The organism is Xanthomonas sp. 60, from assembly GCF_011761925.1.
Map to the genome: position 1 here is coordinate 94,266 of NZ_JAASQW010000006.1, position 15,803 is coordinate 110,068.

Annotated in this window: 15 protein-coding genes; 1 reads left to right on the plus strand and 14 read right to left on the minus strand. The window is 66.0% G+C overall.

Features of this window, described 5'->3' with window-relative positions; translation table 11 throughout:
* Positions 1-19: 19 nt before the first annotated feature.
* Entirely contained in the window at positions 20-1,315 is a 1,296-nt protein-coding gene (locus FHY09_RS12975; RefSeq protein WP_208407868.1) for an acetyl-CoA C-acetyltransferase, read from the minus strand.
* A 93-nt stretch (positions 1,316-1,408) separates the two neighbouring features.
* Between FHY09_RS12975 and FHY09_RS12980 the strand changes: the two genes are divergently transcribed.
* Entirely contained in the window at positions 1,409-2,296 is an 888-nt protein-coding gene (locus FHY09_RS12980; RefSeq protein ID WP_166927307.1) for a hypothetical protein, read from the plus strand.
* A gap of 61 nt (positions 2,297-2,357) precedes the next feature.
* Here the strand turns inward: FHY09_RS12980 and FHY09_RS12985 are convergent, their stop codons facing one another.
* From FHY09_RS12985 to FHY09_RS13040, 13 genes are all read right to left on the minus strand, one after another.
* The gene (locus FHY09_RS12985) at positions 2,358-3,005 is read right to left on the minus strand and encodes a superoxide dismutase family protein (RefSeq protein ID WP_166927308.1); all 648 of its coding nucleotides are present in this window, start codon (positions 3,003-3,005) and stop codon (positions 2,358-2,360) included.
* 46 nt (positions 3,006-3,051) lie between these two features.
* Entirely contained in the window at positions 3,052-3,618 is a 567-nt protein-coding gene (locus tag FHY09_RS12990; RefSeq protein ID WP_166927309.1) for a superoxide dismutase family protein, read from the minus strand.
* A gap of 72 nt (positions 3,619-3,690) precedes the next feature.
* Positions 3,691-5,148 (minus strand): nitrogen regulation protein NR(I), encoded by a 1,458-nt coding sequence (gene ntrC, locus FHY09_RS12995; RefSeq protein ID WP_166927310.1) that lies wholly within the window; start codon positions 5,146-5,148, stop codon positions 3,691-3,693.
* Positions 5,141-6,202 (minus strand): ATP-binding protein, encoded by a 1,062-nt coding sequence (locus FHY09_RS13000; RefSeq protein ID WP_166927311.1) that lies wholly within the window; start codon positions 6,200-6,202, stop codon positions 5,141-5,143. The genes ntrC and FHY09_RS13000 overlap by 8 nt, the downstream gene beginning before the upstream one ends.
* Positions 6,203-6,259: 57 nt before the next feature.
* A complete protein-coding gene (locus FHY09_RS13005) occupies positions 6,260-6,595 on the minus strand; it encodes a hypothetical protein (protein WP_166927312.1) in 336 nt (111 codons plus the stop codon).
* Positions 6,592-7,713: a metallophosphoesterase gene (locus tag FHY09_RS13010; RefSeq protein ID WP_456362813.1), complete on the minus strand. Its 1,122-nt coding sequence runs from the start codon at positions 7,711-7,713 to the stop codon at positions 6,592-6,594. Before FHY09_RS13010 ends, FHY09_RS13005 begins: the two co-directional genes overlap by 4 nt.
* Positions 7,714-8,083: 370 nt before the next feature.
* Positions 8,084-8,215, minus strand: a complete 132-nt coding sequence (locus tag FHY09_RS16440; RefSeq protein WP_456362814.1) for a hypothetical protein — start codon at positions 8,213-8,215, stop codon at positions 8,084-8,086.
* A gap of 380 nt (positions 8,216-8,595) precedes the next feature.
* The gene (locus FHY09_RS13015; protein ID WP_166927314.1) at positions 8,596-9,117 is read right to left on the minus strand and encodes a hypothetical protein; all 522 of its coding nucleotides are present in this window, start codon (positions 9,115-9,117) and stop codon (positions 8,596-8,598) included.
* A gap of 183 nt (positions 9,118-9,300) precedes the next feature.
* Positions 9,301-11,391: an ATP-binding protein gene (locus tag FHY09_RS13020; protein ID WP_166927315.1), complete on the minus strand. Its 2,091-nt coding sequence runs from the start codon at positions 11,389-11,391 to the stop codon at positions 9,301-9,303.
* Entirely contained in the window at positions 11,375-12,871 is a 1,497-nt protein-coding gene (locus FHY09_RS13025) for an ATPase domain-containing protein (RefSeq protein ID WP_166927316.1), read from the minus strand. Before FHY09_RS13025 ends, FHY09_RS13020 begins: the two co-directional genes overlap by 17 nt.
* Before the next feature lie 136 nt (positions 12,872-13,007).
* Positions 13,008-13,760 carry an N-acetylmuramoyl-L-alanine amidase gene (locus FHY09_RS13030; RefSeq protein ID WP_166927317.1) on the minus strand — a complete coding sequence of 251 codons (753 nt, stop codon included), beginning with the start codon at positions 13,758-13,760 and terminating at the stop codon, positions 13,008-13,010.
* Between the two features lie 57 nt (positions 13,761-13,817).
* Positions 13,818-15,251: an ammonium transporter gene (locus tag FHY09_RS13035; RefSeq protein WP_166927318.1), complete on the minus strand. Its 1,434-nt coding sequence runs from the start codon at positions 15,249-15,251 to the stop codon at positions 13,818-13,820.
* A gap of 20 nt (positions 15,252-15,271) precedes the next feature.
* Positions 15,272-15,610, minus strand: coding sequence for a P-II family nitrogen regulator (locus FHY09_RS13040; protein WP_166927319.1), 339 nt, complete (start codon positions 15,608-15,610; stop codon positions 15,272-15,274).
* Positions 15,611-15,803 lie beyond the last annotated feature (193 nt).

The window sequence follows — 15,803 nt, forward strand, 5'->3', positions numbered from 1 at the left end:
CCGGCGCTGGCGTCCTGTTTCAGCGCTCGACGATCGCCACCACGCCCATGCCACCGGCGGTGCAGATCGAGATCAGCGCACGGCCACCGCCGCGCTCTTCCAGCTGCCTGGCAGCGGTGGCGATCACGCGCGCGCCGGTGGCGGCGAACGGATGGCCCGTCGCCAGCGACGAACCCAGCGGGTTGATCTTGTCCGGATCGATGCGGCCCAGGGGCGCGTCCAGGCCCAGGCGCGAGCGGCAGTAGTCCTCGCTTTCCCAGGCGCGCAGCGTGCACAGCACCTGCGCGGCGAAGGCCTCGTGGATCTCGTAGATATCGAAATCCTGCAGGGTCAGGCCGTTGCGCCGGAGCATTTCCGGCACGGCGACGGTCGGGGCCATCAGCAGGCCTTCGCCATGGACGAAATCCACGGCTGAAACATGCGCATCGCGCAGGTAGGCCTGCGGCACGTGGCCATGCGCGCGCGCCCATTCCTCGCTTGCCAGCAGCACCGCAGCGGCACCGTCGGTGAGCGGGGTCGAATTGGCGGCGGTCAGCGTGCCGCGGCCGGAGCTGCGATCAAACGCCGGCTTCAACGTCGCCAGTTTCTCCAGCGATGTATCCGCACGCAGGATGTTGTCACGCTCCACGCCGCGGAACGGTGCGATGAGATCCTTGAAGAAACCGCGCTCATAGGCCGCGGCCAGCTTCTTGTGCGACGAGACGGCCCAGGCGTCCTGCGAGTCGCGCGAAATATTCCATTCCTTGGCCATGTCCTCGCAGTGCTCGCCCATGCTCTTGCCGGTACGCGGCTCGGCCACGCCGGGGAACTCGGGCTTGAGCTCGGACAGCTTGAAGCCACGCGTCAGCGCACGCAGCTTGTCGCCGGTGCTCCGGGCCCGGTTGGCCGCCAGCAGGCGTGCGCGCAGCTTCCTGCCGTAGACGATGGGCACGTCCGAGGTGGTATCCGAGCCGCCACCGATGCCGGACTCGATCTGGCCCAGCGAGATCTTGTTGGCCACGGTGATGATGCTGTCCAGCGACGTGCCGCAGGCCCGCTGCAGGGTGATGCCGGGCGTCAGCGACGACAGGCCCGAGGACAATGCGGCCTCCCGTCCCAGGTTCCAGTCGCTGGAATGCTTGATCACCGCGCCCATGGCCACCTCGCCGAGCTGCTGGCCATGCAGGCCGAAGCGCTCCACCAGGGCACCGAGCGTACGCACCGACATGCCGAGGTTGCCAACGTCCGAGTACGCGGTGTTCTGCCTGCAGAACGGAATTCGAACACCACCGAGGATGGCGACGGGACGGGCGTTGGGCATGGACATACCTGGCAGGGTGAGGGGTGTCTGCAACATGGCCTGCACGAGGCGGCAGGCATAATGGTCCCAAGTGTAGCTGCCGCCCTGTGATGGGCCAACCGTGAAACCATGAGCAAAACCGACCCCGGCATGAACGCCTACGGCGTCCTCGCCCTTGAGCTCGCCGATGGGCAAGCCCCCCTCCATGCGGCGCTCTCTGCCGAGCAGGCCGGTCAACTGGCCGAGCGCGTGGGCCGCGACCTGGCCAAGCTCGTGCCGCAGGCCAGTGATCTGGACCTGGTGTTCGCTGCCGCCCATTTCGACCCGGCTGAAGTGCTGCGTCCCGGCTGGCCGATCCATCGTCGCCTCGAAGAACTCCAGATGCGTGCACCCGGCCGCAGCCAGGGCCCTCGTTTGCTGGCCTTCGGCGCCGATGCCAATGGCGACGTGCCGTTGCCCTTCCAGGCCGACGCCGCCCTGACCGGTGGGGGGCTGCGCGTGGTGCCGTTCATGCTGACCGGCACCGACGCGGCCACGATCACCGCCGTGTCCGATGCACTGGAAGAGGTGCTGTTGGCCGAGGGCATGGCGCATGCCGATACCGCGTTGCTCGCCCAGAAGGCCTTCGGTGCGCGGGTGGAACATGCACGCTATTTCACGGTGAACGACCTCGCCGCGATGATGTCGATGCAGTACGACAACCAGGGCCTGGCGGTGCTGTGGCCACTGCTGGAAACGGCGATCCTGGCCCCGGACGAGGACGAATGGCTGGACGCTGCGCCCGAGCCGCTGCTGCGTTACACGCAGGGCGAGGCGCGCATGGCGCTGTTCGATCCGGCAGGCTGGTGCGCCCACTACGCACATGGCAAGGACGACTGCGAAGGCCTGCGCGGGATCTACGAGCAGTACCTGATGCGGCAGCGGCAGATGGCCGCGGTGCTGGAAGCCCATGGGGTCCCGGTGCTGTTCGTGCACTGCGAACCGGGGCAGGACGCGCGCGCGCTGCTGCAGCGCTGAATCTTACGTACCCACTGCAATGGCGCCGGGAATCGCCGGCGCCATCGCGGTGTGCTGCTGCTTACTGCGCCTTGATCACCGCGCAGGCCAGGCGCCCACCGGCATTGCCGGTCGGCTGGGTGGTGTAGTCATCCGGATCGGCGTGCACGATCAGGCCGCGGCCGATGATGTCCGAGCCATCGCCCTTGCCGATGTTCACGTTGCTGGACACCGGCGCGTCGATCATGGCCACGCCTTCGGCATTGGCCTTGATGTTGGCCATGTCGCCACCGTGGTGCGGATCCTGCGCCACGTTGCCATGGTTCTTCTGGTCCGGGTTGAAGTGGCCACCGGCACTGGTGGCATCCGGGGCGCTGCAGTCGCCGTTTTCATGGATGTGGAAGCCGTGTTCGCTGTTCGGCTTCAGCCCGCTCACCTGGCCGGTGACGTGCACGCGGCCATCGACCATCTTGAAGGTCACGCTGCCCTTGGCCTGGTTGCCCTGGGTCGGTGCGAGTTCCGCCATGGCGCCGCCCATGGCGGCGGTATTGCCCAGGTCGGTACCGGCAGCGGTACCTGCTGCTGCAGCGGAAGTGTCGGCCTGCGGCGTGGCGGGCGTGGTCGGCGTGGCCGCCGGGGCATTGGCCTCCATGCGGTCGGGCTGCTTGTCGCAGGCACTCAGGCCCAGCACGGCGACAGCGGCGAACAGCGAGGTATGGATCAGGCGCATCAGGGAAGTCTCCTTGGGAGATGAAGCACGGCCCGTTGGGGGTGCATCAACGCGTTACACGGATGATGCCGCAGGCGATGCGGGCGCCGGCATTGCCGGCGGGCTGGCTCCGATGATCGTCTGACTGGGCGTGCACGATGAGTGCACGGCCTGCGATGTCGGTGGGAGCCCCACCGCCGAGGGTCACCCCGCGCAGGTGCAGGTCGACATTGGCGCGCCCCTGCGCGTCGGCGCGCAGGTTCTCCATGTCGCCCAGATGGTGCGGGCCGGCGCCGGGGCGCCCGTGCGGCTGCTGGGTGGGATTGAAGTGGTTGCCGGCACTGCTGGCGTCCACGGCGCCACAGTCGCCGCGTTCGTGGACATGGAACGCCGGCTGCTGCAGCGATTGCAGGCCGCCGATCACGCCAGTGACATGCACGCCGCCCGGCTCCGGGACCAGCGCCAGGCGGCCACTGACCAGACTTGCCGAGGCCGGGCTCAGGTTGGCTTCGGCCATGGCCGCGGTGCTGACCGCAGCCACCGGCGGCGGCGGCGGCGCCTTGGGAGGCGCGCTGGAGCAGGCCGCCAGGGCCAGTGCCGCCGCAGCGGGCAGCAGGGGGTGGATGAGGCGCATCAGGATCTCCGGGACAGTCATCGCAAAGGTCTAGCGTGCCCGCATCGTGCCGGGATCGCTATCGCCTTCGCGTCAATGGCCGCGCCGACGCCCGGCGCCGAGCTTGCGGGTCAAGGTATTGCGGCCCAGCCCGAGCCGGGCGGCAGCCTCGGCGCGGCGCCCGTGGGTGATGTGCAGCGCGGCCTCGAGCAGCGCGTGGTCCACGCGCTCGCGGACCTGCGCATGCAGGCCTTCAGCGCCCTCGGCCAGCCGCTGCCGCGCCCACGCCGAGAGCAGCTTCTCCCACTGCCCCGGATCCCCCTGCGCGGGCGCGGTTGCCCGCGTGGCGCTGCGGTTGAGCGCCGTCTCCACGTCGGCCACGCCGATGGTATCGCTCGCCGCCAGCGCGCCCATGCGCCAGCAGACGTTCTCCAGCTCACGCACGTTGCCCGGCCAGTCATGCTCGGCCAGCGCCTGCAGGGCGGCCGCGGTCAGGCGCTTGGGCGGTGTTTCCAGTTTGTGGGCGACGGCGGCCAGGAACGTGGCGACCAGCTGCGCGATGTCCGCACGGCGCTCGCGCAGGGGCGGCAGCTGCAACCGCACCACGTCCAGCCGGTGCAGCAGATCGGCCCGGAAGCGCTCCTGCTGCACCAGGCGCTCCAGATCCTGGTGGGTGGCGGCGATCACGCGCACGTCCACGCGGATCAGTTCACGGCCGCCCACGCGGAAGAATTCGCCCTCGGCCAGCACGCGCAGCAGGCGGGTCTGCAGCGGCAGCGGCATGTCGCCGATCTCATCGAGGAACAGCGTACCGCCGTCGGCCTGTTCGAAGCGGCCGATGTGCCGCCGCTGCGCACCGGTGAACGCACCCGCCTCATGCCCGAACAGTTCGCTCTCCAGCAGTTCGGCCGGAATGGCCGCGGTGTTGAGGGCGACAAAGGGGCCCTTCGCGCGCGGTGATTCGCGATGCAGCGCGCTGGCCACCAGTTCCTTGCCGGTCCCGGTTTCCCCGGTGACCAGCACCGCCAGCGGCGCCTGCGCGAGCTTGCCGATGGCCCGGAACAAGGCGCGCATGGCCGGCGTGTCCCCCACCAGCTGCGGGGCCTGCGCCTGGCTGAGCGCATCCTGCGTCGGCGCAGGTTCCACCACGTCCGGTTCGCTGTCCGGCAGGACACGGCGCGCCAGCGCGACGGCGTCATCGAGATCGAAGGGTTTGGACAGGAACTCGTGCGCACCGCCGCGGAATGCGCCGGCCGTGCTGGTGACATCGGTATAGGCCGACATCACGATCACCGGCAGCTGCGGATGCGCGGCCTTGAGCTTGTCCAGCAGCACCAGCCCGTCGTCGCCGGGCATGCGCACATCGGTGAACAGCAGGGCGGGCACCGGCTGCACCTCCAATGCCTCCAGCGCGGGCGCGGCACCGTCGAAGCTCTCGACCTGGTAGCCCGCATCACGCAGCGCGGTGCTGAGCACGAAACGCACGGCGCGATCATCATCCACCACCCAGATGCGGTGGCCGCCGGCAGGCGGGACTGGGGTTTCAAGCATGCACAGCTCCCTCGACCGGCGGCGTGGAACTCCCACCGATCGGCAACAACAGCGTGAAAACGGTATGCCCCGGCCGCGAGCGGAAGGTCAGCGTGCCGCGGTGCTCGCGGGCCACCTGCTGGGCCAGCGCGAGGCCAAGCCCGGTGCCCTCGGCGCGGCCGCTCACCAGCGGCAGGAACAGATGCTCGGCCAGCTCCTCCGGTACGCCGCGGCCGTCATCGGCGATTTCCAGCCGCAGCGCCAGCGGGTGCAGCACCTCGGCGATGCGCACGCCATGCTCGACCCGTGTGCGCAGGGTGATGACGCCGGCGCCGGCCTGCATGGCGTTGCGCACGAGGTTCCAGATGGCCTGGCTGAGACGATCGGCGTCGCCGTTCAGTTCGGGAATGCTGGGGTCGTAATCGCGCTGCAGGCGCACTGCCCAGCCGGCTTCGTTCTCCGCCAGCCGCAGGACCTGCTCGAGCGCGGCGTGAATGTTCAGCGCCGCATGCGGAGCGGCCGGAGCGGGCGACAACAGCTGGTCGAGGAGACTGTTGAGCCGCTCGATCTCGGTACCGATCAGATCGACCAGTTCGCGTTCGTCGGCATCGCGCTGGGTCACGCGACGTGCCAGCAGCTGCGCGGCGCCCTTCAGACCCGCCAGCGGGTTGCGCAGTTCGTGGGCCAGCCCCTTCAGCGCAGCACTGAGCGCGCTTGGCAGCGCCTGGGTGGGATCGAGCCCCGGGAATTCGTCCACCGGATGCGCTTCGAGCAGCCAGCTGCCATCGTCCAGGCGGCTCATCCAGCCTTCGGCGAAGCGGGCCGCCTCCCCGGGCTGGGCAAGCGCGAGGCGGTGCAGGCGCAGGCTGTCACGCTCATCGCGTGCGAGGAAGTTCGCCAGCGCTTCGCCATGGGCTTCGAGGGCCACCAGGGGCTGGCCGATCAGCCTTCGTCCGCTGACACCCAGCCAACGCGCGAAGGCCGGATTGCAGCCGGTGATGCGTCCCTCGGCGTCTGCCCAGGCCACGGGCGTGCCGAGGTGATCGACGACGGGGGGCGGCAGGAAGGATGTCATTGCACCAATGTAGTGCAAAAGCGTCCTCGGCGGCGCCCCCCCGGTGGCCAGGCGCTGCTATGGCGTTGCGCAGCCACTGGTGAGCAGGTCCGCACCGCGGAGTTCCGCCCGGGGTGTGTGACCCTGCGATGCCGACCAGTAGTACACGACGTAGGTGTACTGCGTGATGTCCTTGATGCCGAACTGCTGGAAGTAGATCGTTTCCTTGGTGCTCTGCTGGTTGCCGCTGTTCGGGCCACGGATCCTGATGACGGTGCCGTCCTTCTCACTGCGTGCTTCCACGAAGCTGTTCTGATCCGGCGGGAAGGTGGCAGGCCGCTTCCATTGCAGGGTCAGATAGTTTTGGACGCCATTGATCTCCTTCACGCACAGACCGGTCGGTGGGTCATTCACCGATCCGCTGTTGAAACGCCCCTTGAAAGTGGCCAGGGCTCTCCGCCCTTCGTAGCGAACGCTGTCAACGTGTAGTCGTAATCCTTCATGGGCTCGAGCTGGGTGAGTCCACCACCGGGAATGCCCTCTCTCGCCGCGGATTCCCCGCTCAAGGAGACCTTCACCCACTCGACCTTCCTGTCCCTGCGTGTGTTTCCGAAGAAGAAGAACACCGCCAGTTCACCATTCGCATTTTTCTTGGCTTCCACGTCGGGTGCGAAGACCTTGGTGAGCGGTACTGTCTGCAGGGGCTGGGCGCTTGGGACATTTTCCCTGGCCTGGTAGACGGCGAGCTCATTCCTGCCAACGTCGAGGTCTGCCGTGAGAAACGTCTTCCAGAACGACGCACCCGTCTGGAAAACCGGGGTGTCACCGCTCACCGGACGGCTGTCAAGATTGTGGGTGTGTCCATGGAACACCGCCAGTACCCGATAGTCCTTGACCAGCTTGGCGAAGCGCTTCTGCGCCGCCTTCGCGGCGTCACTGGTACCAAGCGCGGAGGGCGGTCGGTGCTGATGGATGACCACGAACTTTCCCGCCTTTTTTGCTTTCTCAAGCTGGCCCTCGAGCCAGTCCAGTGAGGGCGTGATCTTGTAGATATAGGTTTGAAAGCCGGAACTGCTGGAGAAATCCACGGCGTAGTCGTAGTGGTTGTGGAGCTGGATGAAGGTGATCTCCCCGATGGTCTTGCTGTAGGCCAGACTCCCTTTGTGCACTCTGAAGAGGTCGTCGTCCGTGACCTTGAAATCGAACGAATCCAGCTCCCATTCTTTTGTGGCGGTCATCAGATGGGTGATCGAGTCGCGCGCGCATCCGTTGTTGAAGCACCCTGATCCATCGGGAAGGCGGATGTTGTTGGCATAATCGTGGTTGCCGAGTCCCCAGTACCGGCTCTTGATACGGGGATCGCGCAGGTCGGCGAGCATCGTCCTCCATTCGCCACCATGCCATATGCGGTGACATCGCCATTGAGAAATGCCGGCGTACCCGCCGGATGCAAGGCGAGCCAGGCCGCTATCGCGTTGCTCTGTGCGTCGAGCGTGGGCTTCGGATCCGGATTTTCTCCATCGCCATACCACTCGTACTGCGTATCGGAGTGGATGAGGAACGACTGGACGGAACTGGATTTGCGGCCAAGGTCCGCCGCACTGTCGCCTCGCTGCCGACAAGCAGCGCAGCGGCAGTGGATAACAGAAGCAACGGGCGGAGGACCGGTATGAAAAGGATCTGCACGTGGGCTGCTTGAAAGCCTGGCGGAATTGCCTGCTTTCATGCTGCTCGGACGCACTGATCCGCCCTATCGGGGGATGACGACGTCGTGCGTTGGTCAAAGCGCATAGTGCAGGTCGGATTCAACCTGTCGATGGCGTCGGGCAGCCGAAGCGGAGGCCGCAGCAAGAACGGCGCGGCACGTTCGATGCCGTGCCCGACCAGCACCCGCCCGACGTCTCAGCCGCCTCGCCTGAACAGCCGCGCTACGGCATCACCGAAATCGTTCAGCGAGAACGGCTTCCCGATCATCTGCATGCCTTCTTCGAGAAACTCGGACTGGTCCAGCGCCGCCTCGGCGTAGCCGGTCATGGAGAGATTTCCTCGCCGGTATCGGTCACCGAAATCACGGCATGACAACCACTGGCGATGCCCTCAGACCCGGCTCGCTGGACGCGCTCTCCACGACGTCCCAACGCGTGCGGATGGACAGGGGACTGCCACATGGCATGCCATTGCGCACGTTGATGGTGAGGTTGAAAAATCGCACTGGCCAACTGGTTGGAATCGGTGCGTACTCGCAGCACATCCTGCGCTAACGCTGAGTAAGCCGCATCAGGTCATCCAGCGATCGCACCAGCCGCAGCTCGGTGTTCTTCGCAGAGACATTAGAGCGACCGCGAAGCGGGTTGATAAGAAGTACGGCGATCGACGCTTTAGTTTGATCCTATGAGGCTGGGCGCCACTGCGAACTATTCACCTCTGGAAACAGAAACCCTTCGCCTTCCATTTTTCATGGAAAAATCAAACCTGTATGCTAGGCGGATAGCCAGGGGTCGTATTTTTGCTTGCTGCCCCTGACATTCATCTTCTGAAATATCGAACTCGCATATGGCCGCGCTGAAATATGTCCACTTCTGCAACGCATTTTGCACCTCGAGCATGAAGGGTTCGCCGTTATCATCGCTGACTCGATTACAACCCGGTGACTCCTCAATTCGCTCGACATCTTTCACGGATCCATCTTCGGTAACGATAAATCGGGCGCAGACAGTCAGGTTCTCCATGCTGGAGAGATCGACCTGAGGAAACGCTGGGCTGGGAGTGTTAATGGCTTCCGCCATGATAAACAGCTGATTCTTGTCAACCTCTAGAGTGGTGGCACTCTGCGGCAAAATCATCATGGCATCGACCGCTGTCGTGTGGGTTGCGCAGCCGCACACCATCGTGCATGTCAACGCATGGAGGGCAGTCCGGGTCAAAGAAGAGATCATTTAGCTGCTTTCTCCTGAGTGCGCAAAATCACCAAGCTTTTTAGCACGTACAAGATAGGACCTGGCTTCAACAATATTTACGCGGATCACCTTCGTTGACTTTGGGTAGTTGCGACCCTGCGTGCAGGGCCACAACGATCAGCTCATCTCGACGTGCGAGCCCACCGGACGAGCGGGTGCGTGTCAGCCAGCGCGTTGGAACAACCGCGCCACGGCGTCACCGAAATCATTCAGCGAGAACGGCTTGCCGATCATCTGCATTCCCTCGTCGAGAAACTCGGACTGGTCCAGCGCGGCCTCGGCGTAGCCGGTCATGAACAGCACTGGCAGCGCGGGCTGGGCCTGCCTGGCGATCTCGGCAAGCTGGCGGCCATTGATGCCGGGCAGGCCCACGTCGGTGACCAGTGCATCCACGCGCCACGCCGAGCGCAGTACCGCCAGCGCCGCGTCGCCCTGGTCGACCACCTGCACCGCGTAACCCAGTTCGGTCAGTACTTCGGTCACCAGCGTACGCACCTGTGCATCGTCCTCGACGACAAGCAGCTGCTGTCCGCTTCCGGTGCGCGCCACTGTTTCCTGGGTGTCTGTGACCTCCAGTCCCTGCGCATCGGCGACGGGCTCAGCCACTGATTCGGGAAGGTACAGGCTGACCGTGGTGCCGCGCCCCACTTCCGACTCGACGCGGACGTGGCCGTTGGACTGCTGCATGAAGCCGTAGATCATCGACATGCCCAGGCCAGTGCCCTGCCCGATCGGCTTGGTGGTGAAGAAGGGCTCGAATATCCGTTCGATCACATCCGGTGGGATTCCCTCGCCGGTATCGGTCACCGAAACCACGGCATAACAGCCACTGGCGATGCCCTCCGATCCGGCCACGCCGGACGCACTCTCCACGACTTCCCGATGCGTGCGGATGGACAGGTCACCGCCACGCGGCATGGCATCGCGCGCGTTGATGGTGAGGTTGAGGATCGCACTTTCCAACTGGTTGGAATCGGTGCGTACCCGCGGAACATCCTGCGCGAGCGCCAGCGTGAGCCGGATCTTCTCGCCCAGCGTACGCCGCATGAGGTCGTCCAGCGAAGCCACCAGTTTGTTCAGCGCCAGGCTCTGGGAATTGAGCGACTGCCTGCGTGAAAATGCGAGCAGTCGCTGGGTCAGCCCCGCCGCACGGTGGGCCGATGCGGACGCCACGTCCACCCAGCGCTCCAGGCCATCGACCCGCCCGGCGTCCACGCGCATCCGGATCAGGTCCAGTGCCGAGATGATGCCGGTGAGCATGTTGTTGAAATCGTGCGCGATGCCGCCGGTCAGCTGCCCTACCGATTCCATCTTGCGTGCCTGGTGCAATGCCGATTCGGTGGACGCACGGGCCAGCACCTGCGCCTGCAGTTCGGCAGTGCGTTCGGCGACTTTGTGCTCGAGCTCGGCCGCCTGTTCCTGCACTGCTTCCAGGGCGAGCGTCCGCTCGGTGACATCGGCCACGAAGATGTGGAACCCGTCCACGATGCCGGCCGCAGTGCGCCGCGGCAGGTAACGGATATCGCATTCGCGGCGTTCGCCGGTGTGGGTGGGCCAGTTGGTGCTGAAACTCACGGCTTCACCGGACAGCGCGCGTTCGGCAAACGCTCGCCGGTGTGCCCATGTTTCCGGGCCCAGCACCACGTCCAGCCGTTGCCCGGTGATCGCATCGATCGGCTTGCCAAGCCATTGCTCGTAGGCGCGGTTGACGAATGCATACCGGCACTGCGTGTCGACGAACGCGATCAGCACCGGAAGCGCGTCGGCCACCAGCCGCAGCTCGGCCTCACTGGCTGCCAGCGTTTCCTGGCTCTGGCGCAGGCGTTCGACCTGGTCACGGATGACGAACTGCTTGAGTCGTGAGCGCAGGGCCGAGGCCACCGTACTGAGCAGAGTCGACGCGCCCACCGGCCGCTCCACTTCGACCAGGTTGGGATAGCTGCACGGTACGGCGCGCGCACCGGCAAGACGCGAACGCGCGGCCCGAAGCAGGATCACCGGGATGTCCGACCAGGTCGGCTGTGCCTCCAGCGCAACGCCCAGCTGCTGTGCCTGCGGGCCCAGCAGCGCCTCCTCGGTGAGCACGATCGCGCCGACCCTCGAATCCAGCTGCTCGGCCGCCATGTCGGGCGTTGCGCAGGGAACCGGGTTGATCCGTTCGCTGCCGATGACCTCGGCGATGCTCTGCGCGTCGCGACCGAACGGTGCGATGATCAGGACAACGGTGCCATCGGCACTAGGGCGTGTCTGCATTGGTTTCCAGGAGGGGAGCGTGCGCGCCGACGTACTGCGGATTGCCGGTCAGGATGCCACTGAAATCCGTGAGCGGCTCGCTCAGGCGCAGCCCCTGGCTGTCCACCCGCAGCTCGCGGATCGAATCTTCGTGGGCGCCACTGCGGTTCTTGATCACCGAGATCGCCTTGCGGATGCGCCCGGCCGCTTCAAAGAACCGGAACATGATCACCGCATCGGCCATGTAGGAGACATTGAGATTGCCGGTGGACATCGATCCCACCAGCCCGTTCTGCGGGTTGATGAAGAAGGTCGCCACACCGCTCTGGTTGAGGTAGGACAGCAGCTCATGCATCTGCAGCATGAGCTGTTTTTCCTGCGGCATCGAGGCGAGGTAGCCGTTCAGGCTGTCTAGCACGATGAGCCCGCAGTCGCGCTCCTCCACGCATTCGCGGATGGCCATGGCGAACTCACCCGGCGACAGCGCCGCAGGATCCATCTGCGTAAGTTCCAGCAGGCCACTGGCAATGTGTTTCTCCAGATCCATGCCAATCGCCTTGGCACGCGTCAGCAGCGTCCCGGTGCGCTCGTCGAACTCGAACACACAGCAGCGCTCGCCACGCTTGCACGCGGTATCCACGTACTTCAGCGCCACGTTGGTCTTGCCGCTGCCGGGCGGCCCGGTGAGCAGCGTGCTGGTACCGCGCAGCGGTCCACCCCCCAGCAGCGCATCGATGCCGGGCACGCCGCTCGATACCGGATCGCCGGCAAAGGACACGTGGTGGTTCGAGGCGATGAGGCGCGGGAACACCCGGATCCCGCCCTTCAGCACTGCCAGGTCGTGATAACCGCCAATGAAGTCGACACCGCGCAGTTTCTGTACCTGCATGCGCCGACGCGCAGCGCCGAACTCGAGTGTAAGGCGCTCCAGCGAAATCACGCCATGGCACAGGCTGTGCAGGTGCACATCGCGCGTGCCGCTATTGCCGGTGAGGTCATCGACCAGGAACACAGTGATGTTGCGCGGCGCGAAATACTGCTTCAGTGCCAGCACCTGGCGGCGGTAGCGCAGCGAGTCCTGTGCGAGCAGACGCAGTTCGGACAGCGAATCAAAGACCAGCCGCGTGGGTTTGACGCGCTCCACTTCGGCCTGGATCAGCTTGATGGTGCCGTCCAGTTCCACTTCCCACGGGTGCAGCACGGACTGCTGCTGGTCTTCGCCCAGTACCGCCTGGGCCGAAGCGAGCTCGAACAGGTGCAGCGCGTCCAGCGACCAGCCATGGGAGCGGGCCACTTCGCCCAGCTCATCGGCCGTCTCCGACAGGGTGATGTACAGGCAGCTTTCACCCAGCGCGGCGCCATTCAACAGGAACTGCAGTGCGAGCGTGGTCTTGCCCGAGCCTGGCTGGCCTTCCAGCAGGTACAGCCGTGAACGTGGCAGTCCACCGCGAAGAACAGTGTCCAGCCCAGCGATACCGGTGGCGACGATTCCATGGGTCATAGGCTTCCCCTGCTCCTTTTTCCCTTCATCCTAGCGTTCACCCTTTGTCCCTCCAGTGAGGACTACTGCACCACCCGGACGTCTGTTCATGCAGATAAAGAGCCGGTGACGGTACGAACGGGGCCGGCCACCGGTTCTACGGCTGCGAGGCCTGCAGCAGCAGGGAATGGAGGATGCGCGCATCCTCCGGGTCCAGTTCGGCGGGCAGATCATCGCGGCCACGGAAGCGGCGATGGAAGGCACCGGCGGCCGCCGCGCGGTCATCCAGCGGATAGCCGAAGCGGGCCAGTGCCTGCCAGGCGTCGAAGCCCTCCGGCGGTGCCCCGTCCAGCGGCCGCGGCCACAGCCCGAAACCGGCCGCGGCCAGCTGCTGCCAAGGGAAAAACCGACTGGGGTCCTGCTTGCGCGTGGGCGCAAGATCGGCGTGTGCGATGAGCTGCGAGGGTGGGATGCGCAGGCGGGTGGTGAGGTCCTGCAGCAGCACGATCAGCGAGGCGATCTGGGCCGGGCTGAACGGCGAATCCCCGTCGTTGTCCAGTTCAATGCCGATCGAAGCGGAGTTCAGATCGGTAATGGTGCCCCAGCGTCCGGGACCTGCATGCCACGCACGGCGCCCGTCTGCGACCAGTTGATACCGCGTGCCGTCCGCGCCGATCAGGTAATGCGCGCTGACCTTGCCACCGCTGTTCGCGCTGCGCAGCGTATCCAGGCTCTGCTGCACAGAGTGCTGGTCGGTGTGGTGCAGGACGATGATCACCGGCTGGCGCGCGTTGTGGTTCGGCGATGGTACCCAGGTGGCGAGGGGGTTGTGGTCGTCCACGGGCGCCCCCGCGCAGGCGGCAAGCAGCGCGGTGGCAAGCAGGAGGATCAGGCGGCGGCGCAAGGTCATGCCGGCAGTGTAATGGCAGGTGCCGGCACGCGGCCGGCACCTGCCCGGATCGCGTGCTCAGGCCTCGTAGGCGGACTCACCATGCGAGGTGACGTCCAGGCCGGTACGTTCGGCCTCCTCGGTCACCCGCAGGCCGACCACGGCCTTCACCACCAGCAGGATCAGGGCGGTCACCACGGCGCACCAGACGATGGTGAACGCCACGCTGACGAACTGCACCCAGACCTGGTGGCCGATATCGAGGTCGGCCTTGGTGCCGCCCAGCGACTGCGCGCTGAACACACCGGTGAGCAGGGCGCCGACGATGCCGCCGATGCCGTGCACGCCGAACACATCGGCGGTGTCGTCCACCTTGAGCATACGCTTGAGGCCAGTGACGCCCCACACGCACAACGCGCCGGACACCACGCCGATCACCAGCGCGCCCATCGGACCGACAGTACCGCACGCCGGCGTGATGCCGACCAGGCCGGCGACCGCGCCGGAGGCCGCACCCAGCGCGGAGGGCTTGCCCTTGGTGATCGCTTCGACCAGGGTCCAGCCCAGCACGGCCGCTGCGGTGGCCAGCAGCGTGTTGAGGAACGCCAGGGAGGCCACGGTGTCGGCCGCTGCGGCCGAGCCGGCGTTGAAGCCGAACCAGCCCACCCACAACAGCATCGCGCCGATATAGGTGAACACCACGTTGTGCGGCTTCAGCGCGGTCTGCCCGTAGCCGATGCGCTTGCCCACGAAGTACGCGCCTACCAGGCCGGCGACACCGGCATTGATGTGCACCACGGTACCGCCGGCGAAATCGATCGCGCCCATTTCGCCGAGATAGCCGCCGCCCCACACGATGTGCGCCATCGGGATGTAGCTCAGCGTGAACCACAGCGCGGAGAACAGCAGCACCGCCTTGAACTTGATGCGCTCGGCAAACGCGCCGACGATCAGCGCCGTGGTGATGCCGGCGAAGGTGGACTGGAAGGCGACGAACAGATAGTCCGGCAGCCCGGCAATGGGCGTGTTGCCCACCGACTCCGGAGTGAAGCCCTTGAGGAAGGCCAGTTCGGTGAAAGAGCCGAAGAACGGGTTGCCCGCGCTGAACACCGCACTGTAGCCGTAGGCTACCCAGAGCATCAGCACCAGCGAGAACACCACCAGGATCTGGCTGAGCACCGACAGCACGTTCTTGGAGCGCACCAGGCCGCCGTAGAACAGGGCCAGGCCGGGCACCACCATTAGCAGCACCAGCAGCGTGGAGGTCATCATCCAGGCCACGTCGCCCTTGTCGTAGGCCGGCGCGGCGGCGGCCGCTGCTTCGGCAGCGGGTGCGGCCGCAGGTTCAACGGCCAGCGGCTCCACGGCCACCTCTTCGGTCGGCAACGGGCTCACCTGCGCCTGGGCATGGGCCTGCCCGGGCAATGCACCCACGGCGAGCGCGCTGAGCAGCATCATCAGGCACACGGTATGGAACCGGGCTTGCCACCCGGCGAACAGTCGAATCTTCATCTGGGAGATCTCCGGGTAGGTTACAGAGCGTCTGCGCCGATTTCGCCGGTGCGGATGCGGATGACCTGTTCGACAGGGGTCACGAAGATCTTGCCGTCGCCGATCTTGCCCGTGCCCGCCGCGCTCTGGATCGCCTCGATCACCGCTTCGGTGCGCTCGTCGGTCACCACGGTTTCGATCTTGATCTTGGGCAGGAAATCGACGACGTACTCGGCGCCGCGGTACAGCTCGGTATGGCCCTTCTGGCGGCCGAAGCCCTTCACTTCAGTCACGGTGATGCCCGACACGCCTGCATCGGAGAGGGCCTCGCGGACCTCGTCGAGCTTGAACGGCCGGATGATGGCGGAGATCAGTTTCATGCGCATATCCCGATGGTGGATGGGGCCACGGCGCACAGGCGGCGTGGCGTCAGGCAACCTGGGGCCATCGCCGTGATGGCCCTGGCTGTTGCACCGGGTACGGACGGGGCCAGGACGGCCGTGCCTCTCTCCTTGCACGGCCGACGCGGGAGGGAGGGCGGCCCCTGTCGCGTATCCGGTCTCTCTCTTGCCC

What these genes read in the sequence shown, in the direction of transcription:
- FHY09_RS12980 (WP_166927307.1), top strand. Translation starts at nt 1,409, where the DNA reads ATGAGCAAAACCGACCCCGGCATGAACGCCTACGGCGTCCTCGCCCTT.
- FHY09_RS12985 (WP_166927308.1), bottom strand. Translation starts at nt 3,005, where the DNA reads ATGCGCCTGATCCATACCTCGCTGTTCGCCGCTGTCGCCGTGCTGGGC.
- FHY09_RS12990 (WP_166927309.1), bottom strand. Translation starts at nt 3,618, where the DNA reads ATGCGCCTCATCCACCCCCTGCTGCCCGCTGCGGCGGCACTGGCCCTG.
- ntrC (WP_166927310.1), bottom strand. Translation starts at nt 5,148, where the DNA reads ATGCTTGAAACCCCAGTCCCGCCTGCCGGCGGCCACCGCATCTGGGTG.
- FHY09_RS13000 (WP_166927311.1), bottom strand. Translation starts at nt 6,202, where the DNA reads ATGACATCCTTCCTGCCGCCCCCCGTCGTCGATCACCTCGGCACGCCC.
- FHY09_RS16440 (WP_456362814.1), bottom strand. Translation starts at nt 8,215, where the DNA reads ATGACCGGCTACGCCGAGGCGGCGCTGGACCAGTCCGAGTTTCTCGAA.
- FHY09_RS13015 (WP_166927314.1), bottom strand. Translation starts at nt 9,117, where the DNA reads ATGATCTCTTCTTTGACCCGGACTGCCCTCCATGCGTTGACATGCACG.
- FHY09_RS13020 (WP_166927315.1), bottom strand. Translation starts at nt 11,391, where the DNA reads ATGCAGACACGCCCTAGTGCCGATGGCACCGTTGTCCTGATCATCGCA.
- FHY09_RS13025 (WP_166927316.1), bottom strand. Translation starts at nt 12,871, where the DNA reads ATGACCCATGGAATCGTCGCCACCGGTATCGCTGGGCTGGACACTGTT.
- FHY09_RS13030 (WP_166927317.1), bottom strand. Translation starts at nt 13,760, where the DNA reads ATGACCTTGCGCCGCCGCCTGATCCTCCTGCTTGCCACCGCGCTGCTT.
- FHY09_RS13035 (WP_166927318.1), bottom strand. Translation starts at nt 15,251, where the DNA reads ATGAAGATTCGACTGTTCGCCGGGTGGCAAGCCCGGTTCCATACCGTG.
- FHY09_RS13040 (WP_166927319.1), bottom strand. Translation starts at nt 15,610, where the DNA reads ATGAAACTGATCTCCGCCATCATCCGGCCGTTCAAGCTCGACGAGGTC.